The sequence below is a fragment of the Mesorhizobium sp. RCAM 05099 genome (assembly GCF_059683685.1).
Genome location: NZ_CM185035.1, coordinates 1835652 through 1852494 on the forward strand (window position 1 = coordinate 1835652; position 16843 = coordinate 1852494).

Below are 16843 nucleotides of genomic sequence, written 5' to 3' on the forward strand. Positions count from 1 at the left end.
GAGGTTGGCCTAGCTTGCCGGCTTGATCGACACGCCTGCGCCGACGGGGACCAGGGTGCCATCCTGCAGCACCGCGATCAGTCCGCTGCTGGAGAGCGTCACCGAAGCCACTATTCCGGTGGTCTTGCCGTCGGCCGACGTGATCGAGCGACCGATAATCGCGTCGGCCTGCGACAGCGCCAACGACTGCATGATCTGGTCGAGCTTGGTGTTGGTCTGCACCGATTGCTCGACCTGCGAGAAGGTGGCGAGCTGCGCGACATACTGCGTCGAGTCCATCGGCTTGGTCGGATCCTGGTTCTTCATCTCGGCGATCAGAAGCTTCAGGAAGGACTGGTAGTCGACTGCTGTCTTCGAGGTCGACGTGGTCGTCGAATTGGCGCCAGTCGGTATCGTCGTCGTCATGTCCACGTTCATCAGTATCGTGCTCCCACAGCCAGCGGGCGCGCGCCCGGAACGTCGTCATTGCCGCCAAGCGCGCGGCGTTCGAGCGGATAGAGCGATCGGATCGCCTTCAGCGCCTCATAGATGTGATCCTCGCTGACCATGCGGTCGATCTGCTTGAGCGCGGTGCATATCTGGGCGTCCTCGAAGCTTACCAGCAGCAGCGGCAGCGAACGCCTGAACATGTCGCGCGCCTCGGCCGCGCCGGCCGGATTGATCAGCATGACCTGGAGGATGAAATACAGCTGCTTGAGTGGCGTCGAGGCGTCGTCGGCCTGTATCACATGGCTCTCGAGCAGGAATTGCACGTCGTTCATCAGTTCGACGGTGACCTTGCGGTCGACACGTATAACCGCGCCGTTGACGTAGATCTTTTCGTTCGGCTTCAGCGATATCTTCAGCGTGTTGGTCATTGAATGCCGTCCCGGATGATCTGGGACACCTCGATCAGCCCTTCGAAATTGTTGGTGCGGCCCTGGCGTATGTCCTCAGCCTCGCGCAGCAGCCACAGGCCGATGGAGATGAGGTTGGCGCGCAGTTCCTTGGGCAGGGCGTTGTCGCTGGAGCCGAGATCCTCGACGAACGCGGTCCAGACACGGTTGGTGAAATGCAAAGCCTCGATTGCCTCCATCGAGTCGTGGCCGATGGCCGCCGCCGCCGCCAGCATGTCGATGGAGCGGGTCAGGAGCTGCCGCTCACGGTCCTTCGCGTCGGCAACGGAGTTGCTCTGGATGTCGGCGTAGGAGAATTGGTACATCGTGGGGCTACCGTTCCGTTATGAGGTGTCAGGTCAGGTAATTCAGCAGGCTGAGCTGCTGCAGGCGTGCTGTCAGCGCGAAGGACGTCTCGATATGCTGGGTCAGATTTGCGACCCGGGTCGCGGCTTCGGCCGGGTCGACGGCTTCGAGATCGAGGATGTGCCGTTCGAACAGGTCGACCTGCGTCTTCATGCGGTCGCTGGCATCGGAGACACGCTTCTGCACGATGCCGGTTTCGGACTGGACCTGGGCGATGCCGCTCAGCGCCTCGCCGACCAGTGTCTGCGAGTGGCTGACGATGCTGTCCTTGGCCGCCTGACTGATGTTGCTGGTCATCAGGCTGGAGACCATGGCGGCCGCCATGGCGAGCTTCCGGATGCCGTCGCTGTTGGCGCTGGTCGAAGTCGCGGTAGTTTCGTTGAGCGCGATGCGGCTGACAATCTGCTGGTCGGTGGCATTCGACCAGTTGGTCTGCCAGCCAGAGCCGAGGAACTGCGGCGCGACATCGTTGGTGATGTAGTCGTCCATCTGGGCGGCGGTGATGTTGGCAGCGGCCGGGTCACTGGGCGTGAAACCGAAATGGGACACGAAGGAGGCGTCGAAGGCGGCCTTGGCGGGTGAGCCGGCCGCCGTGAAATCGTTGATCGGCTTGACGTCGGTGTTGGTGCCGGCGAACAGATATTCGCCGTTGACGCTGGTGTTGAGGATCGAGCCAAGCTGCTGGATGGTCGTGTTGGCCGTCGATTGGGTGAGGCTGTCGGAGGAATCGCCTGATGTCGCGGTGGTCAGGCTGGACAGGAAGGTCTGCGCCACGCTTGAGAGCTGGCCGAGCGAGGTCTGCGTCGACGAAAGCCGGGCGGCGACCAGCCCGTTGGAATCGATGATGACGTTGAGCCGGTCGAGATCGCGCGAGAAGGTGACGGACTGGGCCGTGCGCCCGCCCAGCGCCAGCCCGACATCGGCGACCTTGCCGGTGGAGGACTCCTTGGTGGCTTTGACGAGATCGGCCTGCATGCGCATCTGCTGGTAGCGCATGGCGTTGGAGATGGCGGCCGAGGAGACTGAAGTCATGGCTTATCCCACCGCGTTCAACAAGGCCGTCATCATGTCGTCGACGGTCTTCATCATCCGGGCCGATGCCTGATAGGTGTGCTCGAGGTCGAGCATGAGCGACATCTCCTGATCGACATTGACACCGGTTGCGTTGGACAGTGCCTCGGCGCTGCGCGACGCCAGCGCTTCCTTGGCGTCGGCGGCGGTCGAAGCCTGCTGGCGCACGCCCTGAAGCCAGCCGATCGAATTGGCCGCGTAGTCGGAGACGCTGGATGTTACCGAAATCCCGGCGGCGGGATCGAAGGTCATTGGCTGGTCGAGACGGTCGCCATAGGCAACCAGGAGGCTGGAATAGGAAGCGCCGCCGCTGGTATTGGCGACATAGGCCGCGCCGTTGGCGCCACCGTCGCGCAACAGCGTCGGATTGCCGCCGACGCTCGGATCCATCGCCGCGTTGATGCTGATCGAGGCGGCAAGGCCGTTGACCAGCGTGCCGGCGGCGGGCACGGCCGGCGCGCCCGACCAGGTGAACAGGCCGGCGGCATCGGGCATCGACGGAGCCGTCTCGGCAAAGGCGGAGATCAGGCCGCGCGCGGTCTCGTCGAGCTGGCTCTGCATGGTCGAGGCGACGCCGTCGCGCAATTGCAGCAGGCCGGCAAGCTTGCCGCTGGCGCTGGTGTTGCCGCCGGTTCCCGCCGAGATCGGCACGTTGTCGATATAGACGGCATTGCCGGCGGCACCGGCGCTGTAGCCGGACGACGGCGCGAAGCTGACCGAGCGTGGGATGGTTTCGAACAGCGTCGTGCCGTCACCCGTGGTGATGACCATGTCGTTGTCGCCACGCGTGAAGGTCGACACCGGGACATAGTCGGCGATCTTCTTCAAAAGCGCGTCGCGCTGGTCGAGCGCATCGGAAACATCGGTGCCGGAACGGGTTCCCGAAATGACCGCCGTGTTGGCATCCTGGAACTGGCTCAACAGCGAGTTGAGGTCGTCGACGGCCGTGGCGATCTGGCCGTCGGTCTGGGTGCGGAAATCCTGAATGGCCTTAGAGCCGTCATTCAGCGAACGCACGACCTGCTGGGCCGCGTCGATGACGCTGACGCCGAGATTCTGGTTGGACGGGGAGGTGGCATAGAGCTGCAGCGCCTGCTGCAGATTGCCCATCGCCGTCGACGGCGAGGATGCATTGTCGACGCCATTGACCGAAACGTCGAGCTGATCCATGCCGCTGTAGAGCGCATTCTGGCCGCTATACGCCGACAGAGCGCTGAGGTTCTGACGGAACAGCAGGTCGTTGGTGGTCCGCTGTATGTCGACCGAACGCGCGCCCGGGGCCGTGCTGGTGACGACGGCAATGCGGCGCGTGTAATCCGGGTTGGAAGCGTCGGAGACGTTGCGCGTGACAACGCTTGTCTGCCGCGCGGTGTTCATAAGCGCCGATTGGGCGATACTCAATGCGGTGGATAGCGACATGCGGGTCTTTCACGGGCCACGCCCGTTTTATCTCTTCAGGTTGACAAGGACGTCCATCAGGTCGGAACCGGTCTGGAAGACTTTCGAATTGGCGGTGTAGCTGCGCTGCGCCGCGATCATGTTGGTCAGTTCCTCGGCGATATCGACGTTGGAGTTCTCGAGCGCGCCGGAGACGATGGATCCGAGCTTGCCCTCATTGGCAAAGCCGACACGGACCGCGCCGGATTCGGTGCCCTGCGCGTAGACGTTGCCGGGCAGCGCCATGAGCTGGTCCGGGCTCTGCACGTCGGCCAGCGGAATCTTGTAGAGCGGTTTGGTGGAACCGTCCTTGTACTGTGCGTAGATGGTGCCGTCCTTGCTGATCTGGACCTTGTCGATGGTGCTCGGCGCATTGCCGTTGACCTCTGCATCGGAAACCGTGAAGCCGGTGCCGAGCTGGGTCAGCTTGGAAAGGTCAAGCGAGAAGGCACTGCCGTTGGGCACCGTCAGGCCGACGCTGGTGACGGCGCCGGTGAGCTTGCCGGTGGTGGTGTCGAAGGTGAGGTTGGCCGTGCCCAGGGCCCCACCGGTGTAGGGGAACGATGTTCCAGCCGTCGCTTTCGACTGGTCGAAGACCGATACTTCCCAGGTGCCGGCGCCGGTGTTGGTGAAATAGACGTCGAGCAGCACCTTGTTGCCGAGATTGTCGTAGGCGACCATCGAGGATTTCGACGTGTACTGCGCGCCCGCGGCGTTGGTGCTGGGCAGGCTGCCAGCCGCGACCGGCGTGGCGCCCGCGGGCAGGTTTCCGTTGAATGTACCCGCTGTGCTCGGCGTTGCCGTCATTTCCTGATCGGAGATGACCACCGGGACCAGCCCCTCGAAGCCGTTCACCGTCGCTGCCGGCACGCCATTGGCGTAGCTGTAGCCCATCAGCTGGAAGCCGGCCGCGTTGACCAGCCTGCCCTGCGCATCGGGAACGAAGGCACCGGCGCGGGTCAGGAATGGGGTTCCGCTCGGATCCTGAACGACAAAGAAACCATCGCCACTGACGGCAAGGTCGGAGACCGAGGTCGTGTATTGAAGCACGCCCTGGGAGCTGACCGCCGATCGGATCGTCGTGGTGACGCCGCCGGAATTGTAGGCGCCGCCCGTGTTCGGCATGACCAGGGTCGAAAATTCGGCGGAGGATCGCTTGTATCCGGTGGTGTCGGAATTGGCGATGTTGTCGGCCACGGTGGACAGCCGATTTGCCTGCGCATTCATGCCGGAAACGCCGGTCCGCATCATTCCGTAGAGGCTCATCGAAACGTCTCCGCTATGTCCATGCCACTGGCTGGGAGGCTACGCGTCCTGTCTTGCGCGAGGCTGGCGCGGTGCGGCATCAGAAGACCAGCCGGTAGCCGAGGAAGCGCTTGGAATCGATCGGGTCGGAACCTAGCTTCTCGCGCAGCTTCTTGCGCAGCTTGCTGATGTGGCTTTCCACCACGTTCTCCTCGACCTCTTCATCGAAGATGCCGTAGATGGCGTTGAAGACCTGGGTCTTGGTGACGCGACGCCCGCGATTGCTTGCCAGATATTCGAGGATGCGGCGTTCACGACGCGGCAAGGGCAGCGGCTGACCGTCGATCTCCGGGTCACGTCCATCCATGAAGATGCGCATGGCGCCGATCTCGGTGTAGGCGACGTCTTCGTGGGCACGACGGCGGATGGCGGTGATGCGGGCCAGTATCTCGCGGATGTGAACGGGCTTGCGAATGACATCGTCGACGCCGCTCTCGAACAACCGCAGCGTGTTCTCCAGGGAATGCTGCTCGCTGAGCGCAATAACCGGTGCGCCGGTGCGGTCGCGGATCTGCCGTGGCGAGATGACGCCCTCGCGGCAGTCGCCGATGAGGAAGGCCCTGACCGAGCGTAGATCGGTGTCGGCCGCCGAGTTCACCCACTCGCCGAACTCGCCTGGCGCGAAGCCTGCACAGGCGACGCCCTCGCGGTCAAAAAGTGAGTTGTATCCCTCTGTTACGAGCTCGCGCTCGTCAACGATTACAATCATCGGCCCCGCCTCCGAATCAAATTATTTGCCCCGTGAGGAGAGGCGTAGCCGTTGGCGAGAATCCTGAACAACCGTCATTTCTTGTAACTAGTTTCTTGGGAGTCCGGAATCGTGGCGGTTGTATTAGCGTGCAACCAGATATGCTTGCGGTGGCAAGTCTTGGCCAAGTCGAAGCGGCAAACCAAGGACCGTGCGATTGGTGTCCTAGATGCGGAAATACGCCTATGGGTTGCAGAAGGTGCGGGCGTTGGCGGTCCATTTTCCGAACCCGGTGGCGACCATGTTGGCGATGACGCGGCAGACATAGACCTTCTGCGCCGGATCGTTGTCTGGACCGGCATGGTAGCGGGCGACGGCCATCGACCATGTCTCGTGACGGGCATGGAGACTGGCCAGGAAGCGCGCCGCATAGTCGACGTTCTGACGCGGATCGAGCATGTCCTCGACGCTGCGAAAATGCGACGCGTGGTAGTGATGGTTGATCTGCATGCAGCCCAGATCGATCAGCGTCTTGCCCTCGCGCTGGGCATTGGCGAAGGTGGCAAGGGCTTCAGCACGGCTTCTCGGAAAGACCGCTTTTCCTTCTATATTCAATGCGTTGGGTTGAAGGCTGCCTTTCTTTCCGGTCTCGGTCAGGCCGACGGCATAGAGGATGCCGGCGGGCACGCCATAGCGATCGGCGGCGCGCAGGATCTCCGGCTCGCAAGGGTTGGTGGCAGCAGCGGCGGCGCTTGCGACGCTAGATAAACATATCGCCGCCAGCGCGCTCGCGAGAAGGCGAAGCGCCGCGGCCGTAGTCCTGCGCGTCATCGTTGCGTTTCCCCGCTGATTGCTGACCTGGTTGCTGGCCGCCGGCCCCGCTGTTGCCGCCGCCTGAATTTCCGGGTTGGAAGGATGACGGGTCGCGGCCCGGCGCCGCGGTCAGGGAAGCGGTGGCCTCAGCGCGGGTTGCAGCCGGAACCGCTACCGAAGGTTGCAGGATGGTGACCTTATCAACCTCAAAACCGAGTCCGCGCAGTGACTTTACGATCGCCTCGCTGTCGGTGGAAAGCCGGCGATAGGCGTCGTGTGTTTCGGGCTTCAATTCAATCGAGAGTTGTTCTCCGGAGAGGCGAAGGCTGGCTGTAACCATGCCGAGCTCGGCGGGGTGAAGTTCGATCTTCAACACATGTGTCGGAACCGCAACAGAGCCGGCCAATTGGGAGGTCGCGGAGGACGCCGAGAACGCCTGTTGCGCGCCGCCATCGGCGGTTATGGCGCCGATCACATTGATGGCTGCCTGGCTCATTGTGTTCTGCGGCGGCGCCGGGAAGCTCTGCTCGGAAACCACGTCGATGCGGCCAGCCGGCGAAGGCTGCTTTCCGGGGTCGGACCGCATCGAGGACTGGACGTCGGCGATGGTCTTCATCGCCGGCGCGGTCTGTCTCGGCTGCACGCCCGGCACATCGGCTGTTGGCGCGTCCGGCAGAGGACGGGCAGCGATCGCAGTGTCGCGCTTCGGCGCGCCGGGGGCCGCGCCGGCATCCCGGGTATCCTGGACGTCGAGCTCGGTCAAAGGACCGTCGACGATCGACGCCCGCTCGGATTTCGACATGGTTTCGAGGTCGTCGCCCCCGGCAGCGGATTTCGACCGATGAGCCTTTGGCAATTGCCCGGCGAGCACCGGGTCCTGTCCGGTTTCGCTTGAGTCGGCTGCCTTGGCCGATGTCGAGAAATGGCGCAGGTCGTGAAACGCCATCAGCAGCGGCAGATGGTCCTGGAGCGGCGTCGTTGCGGTGTCGTCCACTGTCGCTTCGGTGGCGTTGTCCGTGCCGGACCCGGTGTTCGCCGCATCCTTGGCGGCCTTTGTGGCCGACACTTTGGCCGACACGATCCTTCCGGAATCGGCCGATGCCGGCTCGGCCTTGTCGCCATGTCCGGCAAGGCTGGCGGCGAGCTTGCCCCAGCGCTGCTCGCGCGACCCCGCCTCGGTCGTCGGTCGCCGTTCCGGGTGGGCAGGACCTGTGTCGCCGCCCAGCATCTTGCCGAAGCCCGCGTCGTCCGTCTTGCCGTTCGCAGCCGGTTGTTCCGGCGTCGCGCGCGCGGGGGCAAATCCCGGCAAGGCCGAACCGAGGCTGGTGGTCATTTTGGGGCGGCTCCAAGCATCTGGTCGATCAGGTCGAGCTGTCGACGTGTTCTGGTCATGGCGGCATCGGTCGGATCGGCGGGTTCGGGAGCGGCCGCCGGCGATGGCGCCGACGCCGGCATGACAGTCGCCGCGTCGGCAGGCGCGGCCGCGACAGCCGGCGTATCCGGCGCGTGGATGGCTGGTCCGCTCGAGACCGTGGTGGCGGCAGGTTGCTCCGAGATCGCGCCTTCGACCGGTGGCAACCCGCTCGCGTCGGCGCCTTGCGCCGCGGCGGTCTGGGGAACCGGAGGTTGCCCGGCCGCGGCAGGGGCGGGGGGTCCTCGGGATGGACGGCGGGCGGCGCGACGACTTCGCTGGCGATGGCCTGGGCGGCGTCGAGCAGGGCGCGGTCGCCTTCCGACAACCGGCTGCGGTCGATCTTGCCCAGCCCGGCACGCACGTCCTCGATGGTGCCAGAGGTGACGGTGGACAGGCTGGCGTAAAGCAGGGCGCGTGGGTCGTCCTGGTTGGTGATGCCGTCGCGCCCTTGCTCGGCTCGAGCCGAGGCGAAGGCAGACAGGTCGTTCAGGCCGTCGATCGCGGCTCGGCGGGCGATGCGCAGGTAGATCACCTTCTCGCGCTCCGGATCCATCATCGAGGTGATGTCGGCCAGCTTGTCCTGGCTGATCGACATATGCAGCGTGATGACGCCGGTGACGAAGGAGTCGGCGAACTGGCTGGCATAGGGCGAATAGAGGTAGCGCTCGACATACTGGGTGGAGGCCAGCGCGAAGTGTGCCGCGTCACCTTGCGTGGCGGCAATGCCCACCGAACGGCGAAGTGCTGCTTCCTCGACAAGCGTGCCGGGGCTGAGCAATTTTGCCTCGTCGAGCAGCTTGAGCGCCGCCACCGGCTGGTCGCCGGCGAGCAGCGAGCCCTTGACCAGGGCAAGGAAGGCGCCGAGATCAGGCGGCAGCGCCATGGGATCGATCGGCTTCAAGGCTGCGATGGCCTCACCGGGCCGGCCGTTGAGGTAGTCTATCACGCCTTTGGCAATGGCAAGGTTCCGCGGGTCGCTCGTGGCGCGCGACGCGGCTGCCTCGACGGTCACCGGGTTGCCGCCGCTCATGCCGTAGACCAGCAGGGCGCGAAAATTCTTGGGATCCTTGAAATCCTCGGCATCCGCCGCGCGCAGGCGCGCATCCGTCATCTCAAGCAACTTGGCCTGCATCGGCAAGGCGGCATGATCGCCGGCGGCGATACGGTCCTGGATGAGTTGCAACGAGCGCACCAGCTGATACGGCTGCAGCGTGTCCTGGGCGAAGCCCGCCGACGGATATCCGCCGGCCAGCAGCAGCAGGCCAATCGATCGGCTGATGACGGTCGCCCGCCTCATCCGCCGGTCGCCATCAGGATTTCGATGCGGCGGTTCACGGCTGCCATTGGATCGGCGGGATCCTTCGGCTGACGGTCGGCGAAGCCGGCGACCTCGGTGATGCGACGTTCGTCGACGCCGCCGCGCACGAGCATGTAGTAGGCTGAATGCGCGCGCGCCGTCGACAATCGCCAATTGTCGTAGCTGTCGCTGCGGAACGGCCGTGCGTCGGTGTGGCCATTGATGCTGATGGTGCCTTTCTGGCCGTTGACGATGCGACCGATCTTCTCCATCGCCAGCACCAGTTCGCGTCTCGGCAGCGCCGAGCCCACTTCGAACATGCCGAAGTCGAGCTGGTCGGTGATCGAGATGACGACGCCCTTGTCGGTGGCTTCGACCGAGACGCCGTCATGCAGCTTGTCGCCGGGCTTGAACGCATCGGCCAACTGTTGCTTGACGTCAGCCGCGGCCTTGAGGGCGGCGGCGGTCGGCGCTTTTTCCGCGGCGTCTGGCTTGGCGACCTCTTGCGCCGCGGCGGCGTCCGCCTTGACCGCATCCGCCTTGACCGCATCCGTGGCCTTGGTGTCTTCGGGCTTGGTGTCTCCGGGCTTGGCATCGCTGGCCTTGGCATCGCCGGCCTTGGCATCGTCGGCCTTGGCCATCGTCGTGGCGGCGGCGTCCTTGCCGTCCTTTGCCAGAGGCTCGAGCGGTGCGTTTGTGACGGGCGGGGCCGGCGGCACGGCCTTGACCTTGGCGACCTGCGTCTCGGCGGCCTTGTCGCCGGGCTTGAGCGGGTCGCCCTCGATCCTGGCGCGCTGGGCGCTTGCCTCGGCGCCGGGCGCGGCGACCTGCTGCGACCAGAAATCCGGCTCGAAAGGATCGCGATAGGAGGCGCCACCGGAGGCGCCCGTCGCCGGGCCGGCAGCCTGCGCGCCGCCATCGCCCTTCTGGCTGACATTCTGCATGACGCCGGTGTCGGAGGCGATTTCCGAAAGCACCGCATAGGGGTCGGCGAAGAGATGCTCGTCGGAACGTTCCGACTGTTGCTGCTCCTGCTTGTCCTGTTTGTGATCCGACGAGCCCGCGCCAACGGCGCCATCCTGCCCGGCCTTGGCTGTCGCCTGTTTCGGGTTGTCGGCCGCGGCGCCCATCGCATGCGGACCGTCGCCGAGATCTTCCAGGCCCTTGCGGCTCGAATTGCGATCGACCAGCTTGACAGGGTTGAAGTAGCTGGCAACGGCTGCCTTGGTCTGCTCGTTGGCGGCGTTGATCAGCCACATGACCAGGAAGAAACACATCATGGCCGTCATGAAGTCGGCGAAGGCGATCTTCCAGACGCCGCCATGGTGGGCTTCGTCGTGGTCGTCGTGACCACGCCGCACGATGATGATTTCCTGGTGGGCGTGTCCGGCATCGGCGACGCTCATGCCAGAACCTCGGAAAGCGTCGTCGACCATTCAGCCATGCGCGTCTCGAACACCGCCTCGTCGATTGCGACCGTGAGGTCGAAGCCTGGTGTCTCGACGAAGTCGAGATTGGCGGCGCGGGGGCCGAGCGATGCCTTCAGTGTCTCGAACAGCGAGAGCGGTCCGCGTACCGCGATGCGCACAGCCTCGGCATCGCCGACAGCTTCGCGGATCGCGCCGGCGAGTGCCTCGAGCGAGCGTTTCTGCAGGTCCTCGCTGACGATGCCGCCGATGATGCGGGCGACCGTGGCGGCGACAAGCCCGGTCACGCGTGCCTCCATGGCGTCGAGGCGCGACGAGACCGCCTTGCCGATATCGTCGCCGAGGCTTTCGAGAAACAGCCTTGCTTCCTCGGCATTGGCCTGGCGCTCGGCTTCGAGCGCCGCTGCGTGAGCAATCGACAGGCGTGCCTCGAGCGCGGCTTCGGCCTGGACGACGGCCTCCGCGATCAGCGTGCCGATATCGGCCCGGGGCGCCGGCGCCTCGGGCTTGTGTTCGGGATCGACCGCAGTCCGCGGCTGGTCGGCACGTGGCGTGCGGGTGCCGAAATCGGGCAGAAGGTCGAACAGGGCGGCGGAAGGCATGGTTTACACCGCGACTTCCTGGGCAGCCCATTTGCGCAGGATCTGCGCGGTGCGTTCCTCGTTGAGGTCGACCATTCGGGCAAGCCGATCCTGTGGCGCGGGCCTGATCCTCTGGCGAAGATCGTCGAGCGGAGCGGGACTTGGGCGTGAGCTGGGCAAGGTGCCAACGGCAGCGCTTTCCGCGTTCGCGGTGGCTTCCGGCGTGGGCAGCGAGCGCTGGACTTCATCGAAATTGGGGCCTGACAGAGCCGGTGTCGCCTTTGCCGTCAGCGCTGCCGCCATTGGCCTCAGGCCGAAGAAGGCGACCATGAACACCACGACAATGAAGGCGCCGGCGTTGATCAGGGTGCCGGCGTGCTGGCCGATGGAATCGAGCATTCCAGCCTGCGGGATCGCCTCGCCATCCAGCCCGTCGATGAATTCGACCGCCGAGACGTCGATGACGTCGCCGCGCTTGTCGTCGAAGCCGGTGGCCGAGGTCACCATCTTCTGGATGTCGGCGACGCGCTTGGCAATCTGCTCGGCCGTGGCGTCCTTGCCGAGAATGGCCATCAGCCGCTGCTGGTTGACGACGACCGCAATCGACATCTTGGTGACGGTGTAGCCGTTGGAGACGGTGGCGATCTTCTTCGAATTGATCTCGTAATTGGTGATCTCTTCCTTGCGGTCGTTCTGCGAGGAGGATTGCGGACCTTCGGTGGCGGTCGCCTGGGTCTCGGGCAGGTTCTGCTCGACGCTGGCCGGGGTGGAGGCCTGCTTCTGGTTGTTGTTTTCGTTGGCGCGCACCGACTGCACCGAGCGTTCGACACGGGAATTCGGATCGAAAATGGTTTCTTCGGTCTGGCGGGTGTCGGTGTTGACCTCGGCCTTGACGCTGGCGCGGAAGTTGTCGGGACCGAGATAGGCTGTCAGGGCCCGGCGGATGTTGTCGCCGATCTGCGCCTCGACCGTCTGCTCGACGCCGAGCGTGCGGGCGGCGCTGGTGTTGGAGGGATCGTCGCCGGCGGCAAGCAGGTTGCCATTGGAATCGAGCACCGTGACCTTGTCGGCCGAGAGGCCGGGGACGGCGGCGGCGACGAGATGGCGGATCGACATGGCGCTCTTCTCGGCGTCGATGCCCGAGTAGCGGATGACCACCGATGCGGAAGGCTGCTGCTCGTCGCGGCGGAAATTGGCGCGCTCGGACATGACGATATGGACGCGTGCCGCCTTGATGCCTGCGATCGACTGGATGGTGCGGGCGATCTCGCCTTCCAGCGCACGCACCCGGGTGATCTGCTGCATGAAGGAGGTGAGGCCGAGCGAGCCGACATTGTCGAACAGTTCGTAGCCGGCATTGGCGCTGGTCGGCAGGCCCTTTTCGGCAAGCAGCATGCGCGCCTGCGCGGTGGTGCCGGCCGGCACCAGAACGGAGGTTCCGTCGGCGCCGACATCGAAGCCGATGCCGGCCTCGCCCAACACCAGGCCGATCTGGTTCACGTCGGCACGATCGAGCCCGACATAGAGCGTGTCGTAGGCCGGGCGGTTGAGATAGACCGAGGCGACGCCGATGACGCTCATCACCAGAATGGCGATGCCCGCCAGCATGGCGAGGCGCTTCACGCCAAACCCGCGGAGATTCGAGATGATGCTCTGGATCTGTTCCGGCACGATTCAGCGACTCCCAGCAATGACTGTCCGCCGGAACACTAGCCCTCGAAGCTTGTGCGAAAATGAAATCGGGCCGCGCTTGTGGCGCGGCCCGTCAATCGGAAGCGAAAGCGTGCCTCGGCTGCGGCCGGGTTAGCCGTTCTTGAACAGCGACAGGATCGACTGCGAGGAGCTGTTGGCGATCGACAGCGCCTGGATGCCGAGCTGCTGCTGAACCTGCAGTGCCCGGAGGCGGGTCGATTCCTTGTTCATGTCGGCATCGACGAGCTGGCCGACGCCGCGGTCGATGGAGTCCATCAGGCTCTGCGTGAAGGTCTTCTGCAGGTCGATGCTGCTCTTGGCCGAACCGAGGATGGTGGCCTGGTCGGTCAGCTGGCTCATGACCTTGTCGATCTTGCCGATCATCTGGGTGATGATGTCGTCGGTCACGCCCGATGCCGTGATGTCGAGATTGTAGGCGGAGACGTTGTCGATCTTGGTGACCGCCCCCGCCGCGGTCTGGCCAGCGGTGTTGGCGGCGATGTCGGTGGCGCCGCCGGCGAGCGCGGTCGCATAGGCGGTGTCATAGAGGTTCTGGGCCGCCGCCGTCGAATAGACGGAAGTCTGGCGATCGAGAGTGCCTTGGTTCTTGACGGCCGTGGAAAGGCCGGAATCAAACAGCTTGGTGGTCTCGACATTGATGTCGATCGTTCCGAGCGAGATGGCGCCCGACGAAGAGCGGTTGAACGAAGAGACGATCTTGGCGTCGGGCTGGACGCCGTCATTGGCCGCCGCGACCTGCGTGGAGGTCACCGACAGGAAGTTCGAGCCGGAGAAGGTCGCGGCATCGGCGAAGGACTTCATCTGCGCCTGCAGTGCCGTGATTTCGGTCTGCGTCTTTGCCTTGGCGGCATCCGTCTGGCCGACGGTCGAAAGCAGCTTGGTCTTGATCTGGCCGATCGTCGTCAGCACATTGTTCATGCCGGTATAGGCGGTGTCGACTTTCGAGGCGCCGAGGCCGAGCGCGTCCTGCACGGTCGACAGCGCCTGGTTGTCGGAGCGCATCGTGGTGGCGATCGACCAGTAGGCGGCGTTGTCGGAGGCCTCGGAGACCCTGTAGCCCGTGGAAATCCGGGCCTGCGTCTGTTCGAGCGATTTGTTGGTGGCGTTGAGGCTTTGAAGTGCGGTCAACGCCGCAGCGTTTGTCATGATGCTCGCCAAGAAACTCGCTCCTTTTCTAAGGCTGGCCTTCTCGAAGAACCAGCGTTGCCCTCGCAGGCCGGACAGGCCTGTGCATCGGTTGTCATCGTGCCCGATACGGCCGATTCGCCAACCGTTGTAAGCTATTGGTTAACCATGACTAGCGCGTTATGGTTAACGGCTTGTTAAAGGCCAGCTTTCGAGAGTTAAGGAACGAGGATTGCGTGAGCCTTGAGCAAAACGCAAATCGGGCCGCGCTTTTAGCGCGGCCCGATGTCTTGGTGCGAACTATGGTTGAGCGAAGTCGATTAACGGAAGAGCGACAGGATCGACTGCGACGAACCGTTGGCGATCGACAGCGCCTGGATGCCGAGCTGCTGCTGAACCTGCAGGGCCTGGAGGCGGGTCGATTCCTTGTTCATGTCGGCATCGACGAGCTGGCCGACACCGCGGTCGATGGAGTCCATCAGGCTCTGCGTGAAGGTCTTCTGCAGGTCGATGCTGCTCTTGGCGGCGCCGAGCTTGGTGGCGGCGGTCGTCATGTCCTTGAGCGCGGCGTCGACGACGTTCATCTGCTGGGCGATCTGCGCATCGCTGGCGGCCACGCCGCCGGTGGAGATGGACAGGGTGGCGACCGAATAGGTGTCGCCGGCGGCGGGAGCCGCACCCAGGGTCGGGGCCTGGGCCGTGCCGGTGATGGCACCGGTGGTGCCGAGGCGGGCCGCGTCCAGAATGCCCTTCGTGGTCGGGGCGGCGCCACCGTCATAAAGCTTGATGCTTTCAACGTTGACGTCGATCGTCGAGATCGAAGCCGCGCCGGCAGCGCTACGGTTGAAGGCCGAGACGATCTTGACGTCGGCCGAGGTGCCCGTGGCGTTTGACACCGAAAGCATGTTCGTGCCGGAGAAGGTCGCGCCATCGGCATAGGCCTTCAACTGCTTCTGAAGAGCAGCGATTTCGACCTGGGTCTTTTCCTTGTCGGCATCCGTCTGGCCGTAGGAAGCGGTCAGCTTCTCCTTGATCGTGTTGATGGTGTCGATCGCGCTGCTCATGCCGGTGTAGGCGGTGTCGACTTTCGACGCGCCGAGGCCGAGTGCGTCCGAAACGGTGGACATTGCCTGGTTGTCGGAGCGCATCGTGGTGGCGATCGACCAGTAGGCGGCGTTGTCCGAAGCCTGGGAGACGCGATAACCCGTCGAGATGCGGGCCTGGGTGTCCTGGAGGGATTTGTTGGTGGCGTTAAGGCTCTGCAGGGCCGTCAACGCGGCGGCGTTCGTCATGATACTGGACATGGCTACTCGTACCTTGTTTTTACAGGTGTTTTTTTGACATACCGGCTTGTCCGGTATGACGGAGCGGCATCATGCCAATGACCGTCGAAATCGATCACCCGCCATCTGCGAGCGAATATGGCGGCAAGTCCCTACCAAAGGGCTAAACCGGACGGTTAATCGAAAATATATCGCGTGAATTTTGAGCCGGCGAGGCGCGGGATCAGTTGAAGGAGCGCACCAGGCTGCCGACAAGCAGATTCCAGCCGTCGATCAGGACGAAGAACAGGATCTTGAACGGCAGCGACACCACGGTCGGCGGCAACATCATCATGCCCATCGCCATGGTGATGGTGGCGACGATCAGGTCGATGACCAGGAATGGCAGCACGATCAGGAAGCCGATCTCGAAGCCGCGGCGGATCTCCGAGATCATGAAGGCCGGCACCAGGATGCGCAGGTCGACGGTCTCTTTTGCAACGACCTGGCCGCGTTCGCGGGCGAGGTCGGCGAACAGGTCGAAATCCTTGTCGCGCACATTGCGCAACATGAAGGTGCGGAACGGATCGGAGATCTTTTCGAAGGCTTCGGTCTGGCTGATCTGGTTGTCCATCAGCGGCTTGACGCCGGTGTTCCAGGCCTGATCGAAAGTCGGCGCCATGACATAGAAGGTCATGAACAGCGACAGCGAAATGAGGATGAGGTTTGCCGGCGTCGATTGCAGGCCGATGCCGGCGCGCAGGATCGAAAAGGCGATCACGAAGCGGGTGAAGCTCGTCACCATGATCAGCAGGCCCGGCGCCACCGACAGCACGGTCAGCAGGCCGAACATCTGGATGATGTAGCCGACGGTGGTACCGTCGGCCTTGCCGATGCCGCCGAGGTCGAGTTGCTGGGCCGCCGCGACGGAGGTGGCGGCGGCGATCAGCGCCGCGGCGAGAATAAACTTCTTCATTCGACCAGCAATGTCCTGATGAGAATCTGCTTGGCGTGTCCCTCGCTGCGGATCGCGGCGCGTTCCTCGAGATCGGCCTTCAGGTGCTGGTAGCCGCTGGCGCCCTCCATCTGATGCATCTTCAAGGTGCGCACCAGGGCGAGCAGGTCCTGGTGGATGTCCTCCGACATTGCCGGCGACTGCGGCCCGTCATAGACCACCGAGATTTCCATTCTGATCCAGGTGTCCGCCGGCGAGGCGATGTTGGTGGTGATCGGCGCCAGCGCGACGAGCGTCGGCCCCGCGCCCGGCGACTCGGCCGCGGCTGGCTCCATCACTTTGCCTTCATTCTCGGGCGCGACCGGCACGGGCACCGGCCCCCCGACACCCTTGAGATAGCCGCCGGACAGCCAGCCCATGCCGATGGCGGCGGCCGTCACAAACAGCAGCATGGCGGCCTGGATGGCAAGGGAGGGACCCTTGCGCGGCTGTACCTGTTCGACATTCGCCACGG

General features: G+C 64.2%; 17 protein-coding genes. All 17 read right to left on the reverse strand.

Going from position 1 to position 16843, the window contains the following annotated elements; translation table 11 throughout:
- Positions 1 to 9: 9 nt before the first annotated feature.
- Positions 10 to 405 (reverse strand): flagellar hook assembly protein FlgD, encoded by a 396-nt coding sequence (flgD, locus tag AC56QQ_RS09030; protein ID WP_497128914.1) that lies wholly within the window; start codon positions 403 to 405, stop codon positions 10 to 12.
- An 11-nt stretch (positions 406 to 416) separates the two neighbouring features.
- Positions 417 to 857 (reverse strand): flagellar biosynthesis repressor FlbT, encoded by a 441-nt coding sequence (gene flbT, locus AC56QQ_RS09035; protein WP_497126521.1) that lies wholly within the window; start codon positions 855 to 857, stop codon positions 417 to 419.
- Entirely contained in the window at positions 854 to 1201 is a 348-nt protein-coding gene (flaF, locus tag AC56QQ_RS09040) for a flagellar biosynthesis regulator FlaF (protein WP_489863072.1), read from the reverse strand. Before flaF ends, flbT begins: the two co-directional genes overlap by 4 nt.
- A 28-nt stretch (positions 1202 to 1229) precedes the next feature.
- The gene (locus AC56QQ_RS09045; RefSeq protein ID WP_489863071.1) at positions 1230 to 2273 is read right to left on the reverse strand and encodes a flagellar hook-associated family protein; all 1044 of its coding nucleotides are present in this window, start codon (positions 2271 to 2273) and stop codon (positions 1230 to 1232) included.
- Positions 2274 to 2276: 3 nt separating this feature from the next.
- Positions 2277 to 3731, reverse strand: a complete 1455-nt coding sequence (gene flgK / locus AC56QQ_RS09050) for a flagellar hook-associated protein FlgK (RefSeq protein ID WP_497126523.1) — start codon at positions 3729 to 3731, stop codon at positions 2277 to 2279.
- Between the two features lie 27 nt (positions 3732 to 3758).
- Complete coding sequence (locus AC56QQ_RS09055; protein ID WP_489863069.1) at positions 3759 to 5015, reverse strand: flagellar hook protein FlgE; 1257 nt, start codon at positions 5013 to 5015, stop codon at positions 3759 to 3761.
- A gap of 79 nt (positions 5016 to 5094) precedes the next feature.
- Entirely contained in the window at positions 5095 to 5763 is a 669-nt protein-coding gene (locus AC56QQ_RS09060) for a response regulator transcription factor (protein WP_256751524.1), read from the reverse strand.
- Positions 5764 to 5985: 222 nt separating this feature from the next.
- A complete protein-coding gene (locus tag AC56QQ_RS09065; protein ID WP_497126525.1) occupies positions 5986 to 6573 on the reverse strand; it encodes a transglycosylase SLT domain-containing protein in 588 nt (195 codons plus the stop codon).
- Positions 6503 to 7888: a flagellar hook-length control protein FliK gene (fliK, locus tag AC56QQ_RS09070; RefSeq protein WP_497126527.1), complete on the reverse strand. Its 1386-nt coding sequence runs from the start codon at positions 7886 to 7888 to the stop codon at positions 6503 to 6505. Before fliK ends, AC56QQ_RS09065 begins: the two co-directional genes overlap by 71 nt.
- Positions 7889 to 7943: 55 nt before the next feature.
- Positions 7944 to 9266, reverse strand: coding sequence for a MotC family chemotaxis protein (locus AC56QQ_RS09075; RefSeq protein WP_497126529.1), 1323 nt, complete (start codon positions 9264 to 9266; stop codon positions 7944 to 7946).
- Positions 9263 to 10672, reverse strand: a complete 1410-nt coding sequence (locus tag AC56QQ_RS09080) for a MotB family protein (RefSeq protein WP_497126531.1) — start codon at positions 10670 to 10672, stop codon at positions 9263 to 9265. Before AC56QQ_RS09080 ends, AC56QQ_RS09075 begins: the two co-directional genes overlap by 4 nt.
- Positions 10669 to 11295 (reverse strand): hypothetical protein, encoded by a 627-nt coding sequence (locus tag AC56QQ_RS09085; RefSeq protein WP_497126533.1) that lies wholly within the window; start codon positions 11293 to 11295, stop codon positions 10669 to 10671. The genes AC56QQ_RS09080 and AC56QQ_RS09085 overlap by 4 nt, the downstream gene beginning before the upstream one ends.
- Before the next feature lie 3 nt (positions 11296 to 11298).
- A complete protein-coding gene (fliF, locus tag AC56QQ_RS09090) occupies positions 11299 to 12945 on the reverse strand; it encodes a flagellar basal-body MS-ring/collar protein FliF (protein WP_497126535.1) in 1647 nt (548 codons plus the stop codon).
- A 132-nt stretch (positions 12946 to 13077) separates the two neighbouring features.
- Entirely contained in the window at positions 13078 to 14145 is a 1068-nt protein-coding gene (locus tag AC56QQ_RS09095; RefSeq protein ID WP_497126537.1) for a flagellin N-terminal helical domain-containing protein, read from the reverse strand.
- Between the two features lie 287 nt (positions 14146 to 14432).
- The gene (locus tag AC56QQ_RS09100) at positions 14433 to 15416 is read right to left on the reverse strand and encodes a flagellin N-terminal helical domain-containing protein (RefSeq protein ID WP_489863061.1); all 984 of its coding nucleotides are present in this window, start codon (positions 15414 to 15416) and stop codon (positions 14433 to 14435) included.
- A 202-nt stretch (positions 15417 to 15618) separates the two neighbouring features.
- Positions 15619 to 16350, reverse strand: coding sequence for a flagellar type III secretion system pore protein FliP (gene fliP, locus AC56QQ_RS09105; RefSeq protein ID WP_497126539.1), 732 nt, complete (start codon positions 16348 to 16350; stop codon positions 15619 to 15621).
- On the reverse strand, positions 16347 to 16841 hold the full coding sequence (locus AC56QQ_RS09110; RefSeq protein ID WP_497126541.1) for a flagellar basal body-associated FliL family protein: 495 nt from the start codon (positions 16839 to 16841) through the stop codon (positions 16347 to 16349). The genes fliP and AC56QQ_RS09110 overlap by 4 nt, the downstream gene beginning before the upstream one ends.
- Positions 16842 to 16843 lie beyond the last annotated feature (2 nt).